The sequence below is a fragment of the Amycolatopsis balhimycina FH 1894 genome (assembly GCF_000384295.1).
Lineage (GTDB): Bacteria > Actinomycetota > Actinomycetes > Mycobacteriales > Pseudonocardiaceae > Amycolatopsis > Amycolatopsis balhimycina.
The window spans coordinates 7,694,983-7,710,645 of the sequence record NZ_KB913037.1 but is presented as its reverse complement, the minus strand read 5'-3'; the positions used below and the strand labels follow the sequence as shown (position 1 = coordinate 7,710,645).

Below are 15,663 nucleotides of genomic sequence, written 5' to 3'. Positions count from 1 at the left end.
CTCACTCCCGCGGCGGGACGGCTCAATCGCCGTCTTCGCGCTGATCGCTCTCCTGGGGGGCAGCTGCACCCGCCATGGCCTCACGAAGGTCGGCGATCTCCTTCTCGAAGTCTTCGACCGACGAGAAGGACCGGTAGACACTGGCGAACCGGAGGTAGGCGACCCCGTCGAGCTCACGCAGCGGGCCCAGGATCGCCAGGCCGACTTCGTGACTCGGGATCTCCGCCAGCCCGGCGGAGCGGATCGACTCCTCCACGCGCTGCGCGAGCTGCTGCAGCGCGTCGTCGTCGACCGGCCTGCCCTGGCAGGCGCGGCGGACGCCGCTCACCACCTTGTCCCGGCTGAACTGTTCGGTGACCCCGGACCGCTTGACGACGGCGAGCACCATCGTCTCCGAAGTCGTGAACCGCCGTCCGCACGACGCGCACGAGCGCCGCCTGCGGATCGCCTGGCCTTCATCCACCTCTCGGGAGTCGACGACCCGAGAGTCCGCATGCCGGCAGAACGGGCACCTCATCCGCCGATCACCTTCCCCTCCGCGCCGGCCGCCCCGGTCGACGTCCCCGCGGCCACCACGCAGCCCCTGCACCTGGTGATCGACTTGTGGACATCCGGTGGGTAAAGGCCGACCAGCTGTGGACAACTGCTGCCCAGTCTACCCCAACCTGTGGACCAACTACAGCGGTGTAACTACTACATATAGCGGCGAAGGGTAGAACTCGAGAGGTGGACGCGCAAGCGGCACGCCGGGCCGGATTCCCACCCGGGTGAGTGCGGTTGACGGCTCCGGCAGATCAGGGGGAGGGCGCGGCGGACGGGTCGGCGACCGGGACCGTGAGCGACAGCCCGGGCACCAGAACGGTCTGGTCCAGGCGATTCAGCTCCTTGATCCGGGCGACAACCGCGCCAGGGTCGCTGTCCGGCGCGAATCGCGCGGCCAGCGAGGCGAGCGTGTCGCCCTGCCCGACCGACACCGCGGCCGTCCGTTCCGGCACCGGAGCGCCCGCGGAACCGCCGCCCAAAAGACCCAATCCGGTGATCACCAGGCAGCTCGCGACGGCGAGCGCGGCGAGCCACGGCCACCGCACCGGAACCCGCCGGGGCGCCGCGCACGGCGCGCCGGCCGGACGGCGGCCCGCCACGACCCGCGCGCGCGTCGGCGGGCGGTGCACCTCGCCGCGGCGGCCGCGCAGTACGCGCACGGGACGGGGTGGCGCCGGGACCGGGATCGCCGGGCGGGCTTGCCCGCGTTCGGCCAGAATGGACATCCGAACCTCCTCGAAACCCTGGTGTCCGCCCGATTCCCGGACCGGGGCGGCCCGTGGATCAAGGTCGAACAGGCGTTCTATCGAACGCCCGTGCGAAGGTCTACCACCTACCACCGACAAAATCGAGCGGACACGGCGTGTCGATCGAACAGATGTTTGAAATCGTCGTGCCCGGGGGCTAACGTCGGTGACCAGGGCATCTGCCGGGCAGATGCCGCCGGCGAGGCTGCCCGCACCCCCGCGGGCGGCAGCCGGCGCGCAGATACGTGCAGCGAACGTCTGGGAGGCGACGCAGTGGCGAAGGAGAACAAGGCGGGCAGGACCAGTGGGTCCCCCGGTGGCTCGGGCAAGGTGCACGCCATGCCCGAGGTGTATGAGGTGGACGACGCTCTCACCGTCCGCCAGCAGCAGGTCCTCGACGTGATCCGCTCGTGGGTGAGCCGGTTCGGCTACCCGCCGAGCGTCCGCGAGATCGGCGAAGCGGTGGGGCTGACGTCGACGTCGTCGGTCTCGCACCAGCTGCGCGCCCTGCAGCGCAAGGGTTACCTGCGGCGGGACGCGAACCGGCCGCGCGCGGTCGGCGTGCTCTCGGCGACCGACGACAACCCCATGGGCATCGAGATGGACCAGCAGCCGGTCATGCCGAAGGCGGCGTACGTGCCGCTGGTCGGCCGGATCGCCGCCGGTGGCCCGGTGCTGGCCGAGCAGTCCATCGAGGACGTCTTCCCGCTGCCGCGGGAGATCGTCGGCGAGGGCGAGCTGTTCCTGCTGAAGGTCACCGGCGACTCGATGATCGACGCGGCCATCACCGACGGCGACTGGGTCGTGGTCCGGCAGCAGCCGGACGCCGACAACGGCGAGATCGTCGCGGCGATGATCGACGGCGAGGCCACGGTCAAGACCTTCAAGCGCAAGGGCGGCCACATCTGGCTGATGCCGCACAACGAGGCGTACGAGCCGATTCCCGGCGACGACGCGACGGTGCTCGGCAAGGTCGTGGCGGTATTGAGGCGGTTGTAGCGAGTCGGATGGGGCGAGGTGTGTCCGCGGAAAGCGCGGACCACGGCCGCTCGCTCCAAGTGTCTTCTGGGGGTGCAACCCCCCAGACCCCGCCCGGGGGCGAGCCCCCGGGCCCCCACCTCGGTCACCTTGGGCGTGAACGCCCGGGTTTCGCACGGCTGATGTGGGTTCTTGGAAGTTCACTGGATCGGGTGGTCTTGGCCGTGGGGAGCCGAGGCTGCCTCAGCGGGTTCGGCGGCGCAGCCTGGTGATGCCGAACCAGCCGATCCCGACCACCGCCAGCGTGATCCCGGCGGCGGGGAGGATGGGGAGCCCGGCCCCGTCCCCCGCCGAACCGGACGACGCGCCGGTGCCTGCCGAGGACTTCCCGTCCGCCGACGCCGACGCCGACTGCGCGGCCAGCGCGGCCGCGCCCCGCACCACGCGGAGCGGCTGGCCCACCCCTTCGCTGCCGGACACCAGCGTCCCGTCGGGGTCGAACGCGATCGCCTCGCCCTGCTTCTCCCCCGGCAACGGAATCCGGACCGGGGTGCGCTGCAGCGCGGCCAGGACGTCGCCGTCGGGCACGGCGTAGAGGTAAGCGTCGGTGTAGGTGCGCAGCGCGACGACGCTGCCGTCGGCCGTCGAGGCGCCGCCGGTGACCAGCACCGAGCCGATCGACCCGACCGGGCCGCCCTGGGTGTCCGTAGCGGAGATCTTCAGCGAACCGACCTTCTCAAGGTTGGTCGGCCCCGGACTCGCCAACGGGCCCGAAGGCCGGTAGACCTTCGCCTCACCGAGGATGTCCTTGGTGATCAGGTACGGCGTCCCCGACTTGTCCATGATCAGCGCTTCGGTGTCGTGCTGGCCATCGGGGTAGGTGAGCCGGTGCATCGTGACCTTGCCCTGGGGACTCAGCTCCTCCAGGGCGACCGTCAGCCGGCCCTTGTTGTTGTCGCCGGTGTCGGACAGCCACAGCGTCCCGTCGGCCGTGCGGGCCAGGTCCTCGGGGTCGAACGGGTCCGTGCGATCGGTGAGGACCTTCTGCACCTTGCAGTCCCGGCCCAGCACGAACACCTGGATCTTGGTGCCGCCGTCGTTCATCGCGTAGAGGTGCTCGCCGTCGGACACCAGGCCGGACAGCTCGCCGATCCGGGAGTCCTTGATCGTGCACAGCGTCTGCGGCGCTTCGGCCGCCGACGCGGGTACCGGCCCGCCGAGCACCGCGACAACCACCGCCGCGAAAGCGACCACCCAGCGCACCCAGCCACCTCCGTAGTGTGCGGTTCCCTCGAACCGCACACTACGGAGACGTGTCAGGCCCTGGTCGAGTTGGTCTCGAACTCGCGCAAAGCGGCCGCGAGGTCCGGGCGGACCCGCACCAGCAGGCGCGTGCCGTCCTCGACGTGCTCCTCTTCGAGGACTTCGCCGTCCGCGTGCGCCCGCGCGACCAGCTCGCCGCGCGAGTAGGGCACGAGGGCGTCGACCGTGACCTCCGGCCGCGGCAGGCGGTCGGCGATCACCTCGACGAGCTCGGCGATGCCCGCCCCGGTGCGCGCCGAAACCGGCACCGACCCGGCCAGCGCGTGCCGCAGCCGGGCGAGGGTGACGTCGTCGGACGCGTCGATCTTGTTGATCACCAGCAGCTCCGGCGGGAGCGGCTCCTTGCGCTTGCGCGTGATCTCGCCGAGCACTTCGCGCACGGCGCTGACCTGCTCCTCGGGTGCGGGGTCGGCCCCGTCCACCACGTGCAGCAGCAGGTCCGCGTCGGCGGCTTCCTCCAGCGTCGAGCGGAACGCGTCCACCAGCTGGTGTGGCAGGTGCCGCACGAACCCGACGGTGTCGGTCAGCGTGTAGCCCCGCCCGTCCGCGGTCTGCGCGCGCCGCGTGGTCGGGTCGAGGGTGGCGAACAGCGCGTCCTCCACCAGCACCCCGGCCCCGGTCAGCGCGTTGAGCAGGCTCGACTTGCCGGCGTTGGTGTAGCCGACGATCGCCACGCTGGGCACCTCGTTGGCCAGCCGCCGCCCGCGCTTGGTCTCGCGGATGGTGTCCATGGCGACGATCTCCCGGCGCAGCTTCGACACGCGCTTGTTGATCCGCCGCCGGTCGGTCTCGAGCTTGGTCTCACCGGGACCGCGCAGGCCCACGCCGCCGTTCGCGCCGCCGGCGCGGCCACCGGCCTGCCGGGACAGCGACGTACCCCACCCGCGCAGCCGCGGGATCAGGTACTGCAGCTGGGCCAGCTCGACCTGCGCCTTGCCTTCCTTCGACCGGGCGTGCTGGGCGAAGATGTCGAGGATCAGGGCGGTCCGGTCGATGACCTTGACCTTGACCTTCTCCTCGAGCTGCCGCAGCTGGCCCGGCGAGAGCTCGCCGTCGCAGATCACGGTGTCGGCGCCGGTGGACCCGACGATGTCACGCAGCTCCCGCACCTTGCCCGAGCCGATGTAGGTGGCCGGGTCCGGTTTGGTCCGCCGCTGGATGAGACCTTCGAGGACCTCCGAGCCCGCCGTCTCGGCCAGGCGCGCCAGCTCGGCCAGCGACGCCTCGGACTGCAGGGCTGTGCCCTCGGTCCACACGCCGACCAGCACGACGCGCTCGAGCCGCAGTTGCCGGTACTCGACCTCGGTGACGTCGTCCAGCTCCGTGGACAGTCCCCTGACCCGGCGCAGCGACGCTCGGTCTTCGAGTTCCATCTCGCCGGTCGACGGGTCGTACAGGTCGTCGTCGTGGTCTTCGGTGTGTGTCAGTTCTGTCATCGTGCCTCCATGTTCCCACGATTCGCCGCGGGAACCGAACTCATTAGCTGCTGGGATAGGTGGCGAGGTAGACCGCGGTGCGTTCCGCGCCGGGACGGCGCGGTCGCGCACGGAACTCCTCGAGCAGGGCGTTCAGCCGGGTTTCCAGCTCCGCCCGCTCCTCGGGGGCCACCTGGACGACCAGGCGTGTCTGGTGCACGCCCTCGAATCCGGTCTCGGCGATCTCGGCCAGGTAGGCCTCGAGAACCGCCTGTTCCACGCCCTTGTCACCGCATGAGTCGAGTGTCCACGAGAGCCCCGTCGAAAGATACGGAATTTCCTTCGCCCCCCGGGCGCCGCGGCGCGGCGGCTGCGCGGCGAGGAAGCCGGTGTCGACGAGTTTGCGCACGTGGTGCAGCGTGGTCGCCGGATCCCGGCCCAGCCGTTCGGCCAGCTCCTTGTTCGTGAGCGCCTCCGAGAAAGTCAACCGGATGATGCGCAGCCGTATTCCGGAGGCCAGCGCGGCGGCCTCGGCTTCGGTCGCGGCACGTCGTTTCGCAGGGAGCACGGCGGACAGCCTAGAGCGAACAGTGATTGACACTTTCCAATCACTCACGCCAGACTCGTCGCCATGTCCAGGGGGTCACTCTTCTTCCACGCCGACTTCAGGCGGCTGTGGGCCGGCGACACAGCCAGCCAGTTCGGCGTGTTCGTCGGCACCACCGCCGTCCCGCTGCTCGCGGCCGTGACGCTGGCCGCGACGCCGTTCGAGATGGGCCTGCTCACCGCGGCCGAAACACTCGCCTTCCTGCTGATCGGGCTGCCCGCGGGCGTGTGGGTCGACCGGATGCGCCGCCGCCAGGTCATGCTCACCGCCGACTTCACGCGTGCGGCGCTGCTCCTGAGCGTGCCGGTCGCCTGGTGGGCGGGGGTGCTGACACTCGCTCAGCTGCTGGTCGTCGTGCTGTTCGTCGGCATCGCGACGGTGTTCTTCGACATCGCGTATCAGTCGTACCTGCCCTCGCTCGTCGGCCGGGAGCACCTCCTGGAAGGCAACGCCAAGCTGCAGGCCGTCCAGTCGACCGCGCAGATCGCCGGACCGGGCGCCGCGGGCGTGCTGGTCCAGCTGGTGACCGCGGCGAACACCGTGCTGGTCACCGGCTTCGGCTTCCTGACGTCGGCGCTGTGCCTGCTGCGCATCCGTACGCCGGAACCGACGCCGGAGCACGACGGCCACGCCCGGCTGCTCCCGCAGATCGCCGAGGGGCTGCGGTTCGTCTTCTCCGACAAGCCGTTGCGGGCGATCGTGGGCACGACGGCGACGGCGAACTTCTTCGGCGGCGCGTTCATGGCCGTGCAGGTGCTGTTCCTGACGCGGACGGTGGGTCTGCCGCCGGTCGCGGTCGGCGTGCTGATGGCGTTCGGCGGCGCGGGCGGGATCCTCGGCGCGCTCTGCTCGGGCGCGGTCACCCGGCGGCTCGGCCAGTCGCGAGCGATCTGGCTGGTCCCGCTGGTCACCGTGCCCGGCCACCTGCTGATCCCGCTCGCCGCGCCGGACTGGCGGCTCGGGCTCGCCGGGTTCGGGCTCGTCGCCGGCGGGTTCGGGATCATCGTCTACAACGTCGCGCAGGTTTCCTACCGGCAGGCGATCTGCCCGGACCGGCTGCTCGGCCGGATGAACGCCAGCGTGCGGTTCGTCGTCTGGGGCACGCTGCCGCTGGGCGGTCTGCTGGGCGGCGGGCTCGGCGAAGGACTCGGGCTGCGCGGCGCGATGTGGGTCGCGGTCGCCGGCGAAGCGGCCTCGGTGCTGTGGGTGGTCTGCTCGCCGCTGCGGAAGATGCGTGACCTGCCGACCGAGGCGAAAAGCGGTTCCGCGGCCGCCTAGAGTTGCTTCATGAGTACCCCATACGAGCGCCCCCAAGTCCCGGACAAGGTCGGTGTCGACGGTCTGGAGGCCAAGTGGGTACCCGTATGGGAAACCAGCGGCGCCTACCGATTCGACCGCACCAAGACCCGCGAAGAGATCTACTCGATCGACACCCCGCCGCCGACGGTCAGCGGGTCGCTGCACATCGGGCACGTCTTCTCCTACACCCACACCGACGTCCTCGCGCGGTTCAAGCGGATGCGCGGGCTCGAGGTCTTCTACCCGATGGGGTGGGACGACAACGGCCTGCCGACCGAACGCCGGGTGCAGAACCACTTCGGCGTCCGCTGCGAGCCTTCGCTGCCCTATGACCCGGAGTTCCGGCCGCCGGAGAAGCCGGGCAAGGACGTCGTCGCCATCTCGCGGCGCAACTTCGTCGAGCTGTGCGAGTCGCTGACCGAGACCGACGAGAAGGTCTTCGAGCAGCTGTGGCGGCAGCTCGGGCTGTCGGTCGACTGGACGATGACCTACCAGACGATCGGGCGCGACTCCCGGCTGATCTCGCAGCGCGCGTTCCTGCGCAACCTCGACCGCGGTGAGGCGTACCAGGCCGAAGCGCCGACGCTCTGGGACGTGTCGTTCCGGACTGCCGTCGCCCAGGCCGAGCTGGAGGACCGCGAACGCCCGGGCGCGTTCCACGACCTCGCGTTCACCGGGCCGGACGGCGCCGACGTCGTGATCGCGACGACCCGGCCCGAACTGCTGCCCGCGTGCGTCGCCCTGGTGGCGCACCCCGATGACGAACGGTTCAAGCCGCTCTTCGGGAAGTCCGTGCGGACGCCGGTGTTCGGCGTCGAGGTGCCCGTCGTGGCGCACCACCTCGCGGATCCGGAAAAGGGCCGCGGGATCGCGATGGTGTGCACGTTCGGCGACACCACCGACGTCACGTGGTGGCGCGAGCTGCGGCTGGCCACCCGGGTGGTGCTCGGCCGCGACGGCCGGTTCCTGCCCGCCGCACCCCATGGCGTGCCGTCGGACGCCTACGCGCCGCTGGTGGGCAAGACCGTCCACACGGGACGCGAGATCATGGTCCGCTTGCTGCGCGAAGCCGGTGCCCTGCACGGGGAACCGCGGCCGATCACGCACTCGGTGAAGTTCTACGAACAGGGCGACAAACCCCTGGAGATCGTCGCCAGCCGGCAGTGGTACCTGCGCAACGGCGGGACCGACGCCTCCTTCCGGGAGAAGATGCTCGCCCGCGGCGAAGAGCTGAACTGGGTGCCGAAGCACATGCGCGTCCGGTACTCGGCGTGGGTGGAGAACCTGGCCGGTGACTGGCTGGTCAGCCGGCAGCGGTTCTTCGGCGTGCCGATCCCGCTGTGGTACCGGCTCGACGACCGGGGCGAGCCGGACTACGACGCGCGCCTGCTGCCGGACACCCTGCCGGTGGACCCGAGCAGCGACGTCCCACCGGGATTCACGCCGGAACAGCGTGGGGTGCCGGGCGGGTTCGCCGCCGACCCCGACGTGATGGACACCTGGGCGACGTCGTCGCTCACGCCGCAGATCGTCGGCCGGTGGAGCCTCGACGACGACCTGTTCGAGCGGGTGTTCCCGATGGATCTGCGGCCGCAGGCGCACGAGATCATCCGCACCTGGCTGTTCTCGACGGCGGTGCGCGCGGAGCGGGAGCACGGCATGCTGCCGTGGCGGGAGACGTCGATCGCGGGCTGGGTGCTCGATCCGGACCGCAAGAAGATGTCGAAGTCCAAAGGCAACGTGACGACCCCGGCCGGCCTGCTGGAGCGCTTCGGCTCGGACGCGGTCCGCTACTGGGCGGCGAGCGCGCGGCCCGGCGTCGACACAGCGGTGGACGAGGGCCAGATGAAGGTCGGCCGCCGGCTGGCGACGAAGCTGCTCAACGCGAGCCGCTTCGTCCTCGGCCTCGGGGTGCCCTCTCCGGACGCGGTCGCGACCGAGCCGCTGGACCGCGCGCTACTGGCCTCGTTGGCGGCCGTCGTTTCCCAGGCCACGGCGGCTTTGGAGGCCCTCGACTACGCCCGGGCGCTGCAGGTGACCGAGACGTTCTTCTGGACGTTCTGCGACGACTACGTCGAGCTGGTGAAGGGCCGCGCGTACGGCGACCTGGGGCCCGCGGCGGCTTCGTCCGCGCAGGCCGCGCTGGTGACGGCGTTGTCGGCGGTGCTGCGGCTGTTCGCGCCCTTCCTGCCGTTCGCGACCGAAGAGGTCTGGTCGTGGTGGCAGCAGGGCTCGGTGCACCGGGCAGCGTGGCCCTCTCCCACGGCTGTCGACGGCGACCCGGAGCTGCTTTCCCTGGCCGGTGCGGTGATCGCCGCGGTCCGCCGGGCGAAGACCGACGCGAAGGTGTCGATGCGATCCGCCGTCGAGACGCTCACCCTGACCGGCCCGGCCGAGCTGCTGGCGCGCTTCGCGGACATCCAGGCGGACATCCGCGTCGCGGGCGCGATCACCAACATCGAGACACGCGAAGGCGACTTCGCGATCGAAGCCAAGATCGGCTGATCCGAAAGCCGTGAATGGCACATTGAGGGACTTGAAGTCCCTCAATGTGCCATTCACGGACTTGGGGTGTCGATGTGACGGTGCGCTTCGGGGAAGCGTCGTAAGTAGGCGAGCTGAAGGCCGGTGCAGTCGTCCGAGAACCGGCATCCATGGCAGGCCTCGAGTTTGGCCGACATCTCCCCGCGCGGGGTCGACAGGGCGGCGAACGGGGAGACAGCCAGCATCGATCGCCGTTGCCGAAGGGCGTAGGTGTTGGCCAGGCCGAGCTTCGACGAGACGCACGGAGGAACGTTCGCGACGCTGATCGTCCCCGTGGTTCTGGACCGTGCTCTCGCGACCAGATCGGCGAACAGCGGCAGCGGCGGCAAGGTCGTTTCGACGTTGTCGTACGCGGCGCCTTCGACGATCGGGAACGAGTAACGTATCTCGGCGGCCGGGGCGACGCCGTGAACCAGATCGGGAAGGCTTTCCGCTTCGTGCGCGTTCTCACGGCAGACGACGAAATTGACCGAAACGAGACATTTTCCCCGATCGGACATCGCCCGCAGCGCCTCGAGCGCGAGCGCGAAACTGCCCTTTCTCCGAGCTATGCCGTCATGGGTTTCGGACCGCACTCCGTGCAAGGACAACAACACCGTCGCCACCCCGGCGTCGAGAATCTCGTCCAGGTACGCGGGTTCGGCGAGGCGATGCCCATTGGTCTGCAACCCGACGACCTTGAAGCCGTTGCCCGAAGCGTGCCGGACCAGTTCCGGCAGATCCTTCCTGATCGTGGGTTCACCACCGGTGAAGACGACCGTTTCGAGGCCGGCGATCGAGGCCGCCTCGTCCAGCGCGCGGATCGCCTGATCGAAGGTCAGGCTCGGCTGATGGCGAATCCACTCGGTGAAGCAGAAAACGCACCGGCTGTCACATTTTCCGCCGAGTGACACCGACAGCCAGTCCGGGTCGACGAGGTTGCCGAAGAACGGCGTGGCCCTGCGGTCCTCGGGCAGCATGGGACTGTCCGCGGGCTGCAGGCCGGTCACGCCGAACGCGGTCAGCACGTCCGCCACCGCACGGTCGGGCACCACATGCGGGGATATCTCGTCGAGGTCCACCCACATCGCCTGCCCGGACGGCAGTGCCGTGCATTCCGCCGTCCGCTGCCGGTGGTGCGCAGGTCCGGGGTCGAGCAGCAGCACCGAACGAAGCGCGTCGAGCGGAACGAGGTGAAGCCGTCCACCGGAGTTCTCCAGGAGGAGAAGCCCGGTCCGGCGCGTCATCGCATGTCCGGGGCCCATTCGGGCCGGAGGTGGTTGCCGACCAGCTTGACCTGATCACCGGATTTCAGGCCGGCCATGACCAGGCTGAGTTCGGCGGCCAGCGCGACCTCGTCGGCCACCAGTGTCCAGGCATATCCGTAGCTGGTCCGAGGAAGCAGCCGGTGCGCCAGGGCGGCCGCCACGTCTTCGACCGTGGCGTATCGGTCGACCTCGGCGACGAAGACCGCTTTCGACTGACGCATTCCGAGTTCGAGGAAGATCCGGTTCTCCTCGTCGGACGCGCCGGTCGGCAACCGCACCGATTCGTTCTTCACCAGCAGGAATTCGCACCCGTCGTGCAGCAGGCTGCGCAGCCTCGCCGGAACCCGGGGGTCTTCCGCCCGCCGGACGGACAAAGCGACATCCGATGTTCCGGCGAGGACGAGCTTGGCCGGGTCGACACCGGCACGGTGGATCAGCTTCGGCGTATCGGCGTCGGGAAGGCCGTCGACCTTCACCATGGCCACGCCTTGCGCGAAGGCGTCCCCCACGGACCGGCCGAAGCCGAGTGCCCGGTAGAAGCCGGCGGAGAATTCGATCGCCGCCGCGTCGCCGACCCGGTCGGTCATCCCGATCACGGCGTCGGCCCGCTGCGCGAGCGTCTCCGCCTGGACAGCCGAGTAACAGGCGTTCAGCACGACCACCTGGAGCCATTGCTGGAAGTGGGAGAAAATCGTGCTCAGCGCTTCTTGGGTCAGCGGCCTGCTCAGACCGCCGGTTGTTTCCAGCACGATCTGCCCGCCCGCTCCGTGCCCGACGAAATGCACGACGTTCGGCTTGAACGCGTTGAGCTGATACATCAACTCGTCGACGGTGACCGCCCAGGCGGACCGGAGGGAAAACTGGCTCGCGCCACTGCTTTCCCGGATCTTCTCGTCGATCCTGCGAGTTTCCTCCCCGAGCCGCAGCGGGTCGGTGTCACGAGGGTTTGCGGCCAGGATCAGGAGATTGATCAAGATCGGGCTCCGTACGGTCGATTCGGTCACCAAAGAATCGCGGCAGTCGATCGAGCCGTTACAGGCCGTTGTCAGGAACCGGCGGCGGCCCACCAGGCTTCGTCGAGCTCGCCGCGTGCCACGATCTCCGCCGGGCCCGACAGCGTCGACGCGCCGCCGCGGGACACCGTCACCTCGACGCGGCCGCCCGGGATGTCCACAGTGGACCTTCCGGTGTCCGTGCCCGCCAGGTGGAACGCCGCCGCCACCGCGGCGACCGTGCCGGTGCCGCACGACCGCGTCTCGCCCACGCCGCGCTCGTGCACGCGCATCCGCAGCGCGCCCTCGCCGAGGCAGTTGATGAACTCGAGGTTCACGCCGTTCGGGAAGACGTCGTGGTCGAAGTCGGGCTGGTCGCGCAAGTCGAGGTCCGCGACGTCGTCGTCGAGCAGCGACACCAGGTGCGGGTTGCCGACGTTCACCGCCACGCCGGAGAACGGGCGGCCGGCCACCACCGTCACCGAGGTGCCGGTGATCGTCGCCGGCCCCATTTCGACGGTCACCGACCGGTCCGGGTGCACGACCACCGGGCGGTCGCCGGCGCGGGTGCCGACGACGAACTCGCCCTCGGTGGCCAGGCCCGCTTCGACCAGGTAGCGGGCGAAGACGCGGACGCCGTTGCCGCACATCTCCGCGATCGACCCGTCGGCGTTGCGGTAGTCCATGAACCACTCGCCCGCGGACGGCTCGTCCAGCGCGGCGGCGCGGACGACGCGCAGCACGCCGTCGGCCCCGAGGCCGCGGCGGCGGTCGCACAGCGCGGCGACCCTCGCCTCGGTCAGCTCGAGGCAGCCGGCCGGGTCGGGGAGCAGCACGAAGTCGTTCTGCGTGCCGTGCCCCTTGAGGAATTCGATTCCGCCCATGGGTGAAGATTACCGGCCCAGGGTATCCAGGACGCGCGCGGCCAGCCCGGAATCGGCGCCGTCGAACCACTGGATCCGCTGGTCGCGCCGGAACCAGGACCGTTGCTTCCGGACGAAGCGCCGCGTGGCCTGCGCCGTCGCCGCGGCGGCCGCCTCGAAGTCGCCTTCGCCGTCCAGTTCGGCGAGCACCTGCTGGTACCCGAGGGCTCGCGACGCCGTCTTCCCCTCGCGCAGGCCACACTTCTCCAGCGCGCGCACTTCGTCGACCAGCCCGGCCTCGAACATCCGTCGCACGCGCTCGTTCACGCGCTCGTCGAGCTCCTCGGGCGCCCGGTCGACGCCGATCACGACCGTGCCGTAGCGGGCCGGACCGGGCTTGGGCAGGTTCGCCGAGAACGGCTCGCCGGTGATCTCGATGACCTCGAGGGCGCGCACGATCCGGCGGGTGTTGGTCGGCAGGATCGCTGCTGCCGCGGCCGGATCGAGTTCCCCCAACCGGGTGTACAACGCGGCCGTCCCCGACGAGACCGCCTCCGCGTCCAGCCGGGCGCGCACCGCCGGGTCGGTGCCCGGGAACCGCAGGTCGTCGAGCACCGCCTGGACGTACAGGCCGGACCCGCCGGCCAGCACCGGCACCCGGCCGGCGGCCAGCAACCGCTCGATCGTGGCCCGCGCCTCGCGCTGGTAGGCCGCGACGGACGCCGTCTCGGTCACGTCCAGCACATCGAGCAGGTGGTGCGGGACGCCGCGGCGCTCGGCCTCGGTGGCCTTGGCGGTGCCGATGTCCATGCCTCGGTAGAGCTGCAGCGCGTCGGCGTTGACGACCTCTCCGCCGAGCTTCAGGGCCAGCTCCACGGCCAGCGCGGTCTTGCCGGTGGCCGTCGGCCCGACTACCGCGACTGGGCTGCTCACGACGGCTGACGATACCGGCGGGCCGACACGGAGCGTCCACCGGAAGTAGGATCACGAGCTTCGGGTGGCCCATCCAGTACCACGGTGCGCGCTGAGCTGCTTGAATGCCGCTTGGGGCCGTAGCATCCGAGCACGGCCCGTGACGACCGCATTACCCGGCCCCGCTCCACGGCGGGGCGCCCGCGCGAGCGGGCGTACAGGCGATAAGGAGCCTGCGATGGCCCAGGAGAACACTTCCACCGGTACCCCGGCCCCGCACCCGGTGCCGCACGCGCTGCACGCCGGGCACGCCGCCCCGCCCGTGCCGCCCGCCGAGCCCACGCCCGCGACCTGGGGCCGGATCGACGACGAGGGCACCGTCTACGTCATCACCGCCGAGGGTGAGCGTGCCGTCGGCGTCTGGCAGGCAGGCAGCCCCGACGAGGGTCTGGTGCACTACGCCCGCCGCTTCGACGACGTGCGCACCGAGGTCGAGCTGCTGGAAACCCGGCTGATCTCCGGCGCGGGCGACCCGAAGCACGCGCTGTCGAGCGCGACCCAGATCCGGGACGGGCTGGCCGAGGCCGCGCTGGTCGGCGACCTCGCGGCGCTCGCCGCGCGGCTGGAGTACGTCATCGGTCACGCCGAGAAGGCGCTGGCCAGCGCGAAGGCCGAGCGTGAGGAGGCCCGCGCGGCCGCCATCGCCCGGAAGCAGGAGCTGGCCGAAGAGGCCGAGAAGATCGCCGCCGAGTCCACGCAGTGGAAGGCGGCGGGCGACCGGCTGCGCACGATCCTCGACGAGTGGAAGACGGTCAAGGGCGTCGACCGCAAGACCGACGACGAGCTGTGGAAGCGGTTCTCGAAGGCCCGCGAGGCGTTCAACCGCCGTCGCGGCTCGCACTTCGCCGAGCTCGACAAGCAGCGCGCGGCGGCCAAGCAGCGCAAGGAGGAGCTGATCGCCGAAGCGGAGGCGATCAGCGAGTCCGACGACTGGGGCGACACCGCCGGCCGCTACAAGGACCTGATGACCGAGTGGAAGGCCGCCGGCCGCGCGCCGAAGGACAGCGACGAAGCGCTGTGGCAGCGGTTCCGCGCGGCGCAGGACAAGTTCTTCGCCCGCCGGTCCACGGTGTTCTCCGAGCGCGACGCGGAGTTCACGCAGAACGCCGCGCGCAAGGAAGAACTGCTCATCGAGGCCGAGAAGATCGACGCGGCCGCCAACCTCGAAGCGGCGAAGGGCGCGCTGCGCCGGATCCAGGAGCAGTGGGACGAGCTCGGCAAGGTCCCCCGCGAACGCATCCGCGAGCTCGACGGCAGGCTCAAGGCGGTCCAGGACGCCGTCAAGTCGGCCGAGGACTCCCGCTGGCGCCGCACCGACCCGGAGGCGCAGGCCCGCGCCGCGCAGTTCCGCGAGCGCGTCGAGCAGCTCGAGTCCCAGGCGGCGAAGGCCCGTGCGGCCGGGGACGAGCGTCGCGCGAAGAAGGCCGACGAGCAGGCCGCGCAGTGGCGTGAGTGGCTGGAGGCCGCCGAGGCCGCCGTCGCGGACCGCTGAGGTCGCTGAGGTCGCTTCAAGTTCGTGAAGGCCACCTTGAGGAACTTGAAGTTCCTGAAGGTGGCCTTCACGTACTCGGCAAGCCGACGGTCGGCGATTCGCCCGAAGAGGGCCCGTCGTCCCCCCGACCGGGGGTTTCCGCGCGCCGTCCGCCACGGCCGGTGCTCCACTCTGATCATGACCAGGACACCGTTCAGTGCCGGCAGGCTCCTCTCCGCGCTGGTGATCAGCATCGCCGTCGCCGGGCTCGCTCCGGCTCTCGCCGCGCCGGCCGGGGCCGCTCCGCTCGTCTCCTCCGTCGAAGCCGGCAAGGGGAAGGTGAAGGTCGACGGGAAGCTCGGCAAGGACCACGTCAAGGTCAACGAGAAGGTCGACCTCAAGGGCAACCTCAAGGTCCTCGACGCGGCCCGAGCCGAAGAAACCGTCGAGACCGTCTTCGTGCAGCAGCTGCAGGCCGGGACGTGGGTGAACCTCGCCGACACGACCTGCCGGCCGAACGGCGGCTTCACGTTCAGCCTCAGCTTCAGCCTCAGCGCCACGGTCTCGCTGCGGCTCTACCACCCCGAGACGACGTTGTACGCCGCCGCGTACTCGGCGAGCACCCTCACCCTGCGAGTCGGCTGAGCCTGGTCCCCACCGGCC

Annotated in this window: 14 protein-coding genes; 5 read left to right on the top strand and 9 right to left on the bottom strand. The window is 70.5% G+C overall.

What is annotated here, in order from left to right; genetic code table 11:
• Nucleotides 1-22: 22 nt before the first annotated feature.
• On the bottom strand, nucleotides 23-517 hold the full coding sequence (gene nrdR, locus A3CE_RS0135595) for a transcriptional regulator NrdR (protein WP_026469178.1): 495 nt from the start codon (nucleotides 515-517) through the stop codon (nucleotides 23-25).
• Between the two features lie 277 nt (nucleotides 518-794).
• A complete protein-coding gene (locus A3CE_RS0135590; RefSeq protein ID WP_020644874.1) occupies nucleotides 795-1,268 on the bottom strand; it encodes a LysM peptidoglycan-binding domain-containing protein in 474 nt (157 codons plus the stop codon).
• 360 nt (nucleotides 1,269-1,628) lie between these two features.
• Between A3CE_RS0135590 and lexA the strand changes: the two genes are divergently transcribed.
• Nucleotides 1,629-2,288 carry a transcriptional repressor LexA gene (lexA, locus tag A3CE_RS0135585; protein WP_051183807.1) on the top strand — a complete coding sequence of 220 codons (660 nt, stop codon included), beginning with the start codon at nucleotides 1,629-1,631 and terminating at the stop codon, nucleotides 2,286-2,288.
• A gap of 222 nt (nucleotides 2,289-2,510) precedes the next feature.
• Here lexA and A3CE_RS0135580 read toward each other — a convergent pair whose 3' ends face one another.
• The 3 genes from A3CE_RS0135580 to A3CE_RS0135570 are packed head-to-tail and all read right to left on the bottom strand — an operon-like array spanning nucleotide 2,511 to nucleotide 5,573.
• Nucleotides 2,511-3,530: an SdiA-regulated/phytase-like domain-containing protein gene (locus A3CE_RS0135580; RefSeq protein WP_020644873.1), complete on the bottom strand. Its 1,020-nt coding sequence runs from the start codon at nucleotides 3,528-3,530 to the stop codon at nucleotides 2,511-2,513.
• Nucleotides 3,531-3,583: 53 nt separating this feature from the next.
• A complete protein-coding gene (hflX, locus tag A3CE_RS0135575) occupies nucleotides 3,584-5,026 on the bottom strand; it encodes a GTPase HflX (protein WP_020644872.1) in 1,443 nt (480 codons plus the stop codon).
• Nucleotides 5,027-5,069: 43 nt separating this feature from the next.
• Entirely contained in the window at nucleotides 5,070-5,573 is a 504-nt protein-coding gene (locus A3CE_RS0135570) for an ArsR/SmtB family transcription factor (protein WP_020644871.1), read from the bottom strand.
• Nucleotides 5,574-5,636: 63 nt separating this feature from the next.
• Between A3CE_RS0135570 and A3CE_RS0135565 the strand changes: the two genes are divergently transcribed.
• Together A3CE_RS0135565 and valS are read left to right on the top strand one after the other, a co-directional pair.
• Entirely contained in the window at nucleotides 5,637-6,890 is a 1,254-nt protein-coding gene (locus tag A3CE_RS0135565) for an MFS transporter (protein WP_020644870.1), read from the top strand.
• Between the two features lie 9 nt (nucleotides 6,891-6,899).
• On the top strand, nucleotides 6,900-9,416 hold the full coding sequence (gene valS / locus A3CE_RS0135560) for a valine--tRNA ligase (RefSeq protein WP_020644869.1): 2,517 nt from the start codon (nucleotides 6,900-6,902) through the stop codon (nucleotides 9,414-9,416).
• A gap of 53 nt (nucleotides 9,417-9,469) precedes the next feature.
• On the opposite strand, the gene A3CE_RS0135555 is transcribed toward valS, so the two are convergent.
• From A3CE_RS0135555 to miaA, 4 genes are read right to left on the bottom strand one after another with little or no spacing between them, the layout of a single operon-like run.
• Nucleotides 9,470-10,681: a radical SAM protein gene (locus A3CE_RS0135555; RefSeq protein WP_020644868.1), complete on the bottom strand. Its 1,212-nt coding sequence runs from the start codon at nucleotides 10,679-10,681 to the stop codon at nucleotides 9,470-9,472.
• Nucleotides 10,678-11,769, bottom strand: coding sequence for a CHAT domain-containing protein (locus tag A3CE_RS53695; RefSeq protein WP_020644867.1), 1,092 nt, complete (start codon nucleotides 11,767-11,769; stop codon nucleotides 10,678-10,680). The genes A3CE_RS0135555 and A3CE_RS53695 overlap by 4 nt, the downstream gene beginning before the upstream one ends.
• Nucleotides 11,748-12,578: a diaminopimelate epimerase gene (dapF, locus tag A3CE_RS0135545; RefSeq protein WP_020644866.1), complete on the bottom strand. Its 831-nt coding sequence runs from the start codon at nucleotides 12,576-12,578 to the stop codon at nucleotides 11,748-11,750. The genes A3CE_RS53695 and dapF overlap by 22 nt, the downstream gene beginning before the upstream one ends.
• A 9-nt stretch (nucleotides 12,579-12,587) precedes the next feature.
• Nucleotides 12,588-13,490: a tRNA (adenosine(37)-N6)-dimethylallyltransferase MiaA gene (gene miaA / locus A3CE_RS0135540; RefSeq protein ID WP_020644865.1), complete on the bottom strand. Its 903-nt coding sequence runs from the start codon at nucleotides 13,488-13,490 to the stop codon at nucleotides 12,588-12,590.
• A 217-nt stretch (nucleotides 13,491-13,707) separates the two neighbouring features.
• On the opposite strand from miaA, the gene A3CE_RS0135535 reads away from it, so the two are divergent.
• Nucleotides 13,708-15,021, top strand: a complete 1,314-nt coding sequence (locus tag A3CE_RS0135535) for a DUF349 domain-containing protein (RefSeq protein WP_020644864.1) — start codon at nucleotides 13,708-13,710, stop codon at nucleotides 15,019-15,021.
• 177 nt (nucleotides 15,022-15,198) lie between these two features.
• Nucleotides 15,199-15,645: a hypothetical protein gene (locus tag A3CE_RS0135530; RefSeq protein ID WP_020644863.1), complete on the top strand. Its 447-nt coding sequence runs from the start codon at nucleotides 15,199-15,201 to the stop codon at nucleotides 15,643-15,645.
• Nucleotides 15,646-15,663: the final 18 nt, after the last annotated feature.

Coding starts and splice junctions, on each gene's coding strand:
- nrdR (WP_026469178.1), bottom strand. CDS start 517: ATGAGGTGCCCGTTCTGCCGGCATGCGGACTCTCGGGTCGTCGACTCC.
- dapF (WP_020644866.1), bottom strand. CDS start 12,578: ATGGGCGGAATCGAATTCCTCAAGGGGCACGGCACGCAGAACGACTTC.
- lexA (WP_051183807.1), top strand. CDS start 1,629: ATGCCCGAGGTGTATGAGGTGGACGACGCTCTCACCGTCCGCCAGCAG.
- A3CE_RS0135530 (WP_020644863.1), top strand. CDS start 15,199: ATGACCAGGACACCGTTCAGTGCCGGCAGGCTCCTCTCCGCGCTGGTG.
- A3CE_RS0135535 (WP_020644864.1), top strand. CDS start 13,708: ATGGCCCAGGAGAACACTTCCACCGGTACCCCGGCCCCGCACCCGGTG.
- A3CE_RS0135590 (WP_020644874.1), bottom strand. CDS start 1,268: ATGTCCATTCTGGCCGAACGCGGGCAAGCCCGCCCGGCGATCCCGGTC.
- A3CE_RS0135565 (WP_020644870.1), top strand. CDS start 5,637: ATGTCCAGGGGGTCACTCTTCTTCCACGCCGACTTCAGGCGGCTGTGG.
- A3CE_RS0135555 (WP_020644868.1), bottom strand. CDS start 10,681: ATGACGCGCCGGACCGGGCTTCTCCTCCTGGAGAACTCCGGTGGACGG.
- hflX (WP_020644872.1), bottom strand. CDS start 5,026: ATGACAGAACTGACACACACCGAAGACCACGACGACGACCTGTACGAC.
- valS (WP_020644869.1), top strand. CDS start 6,900: ATGAGTACCCCATACGAGCGCCCCCAAGTCCCGGACAAGGTCGGTGTC.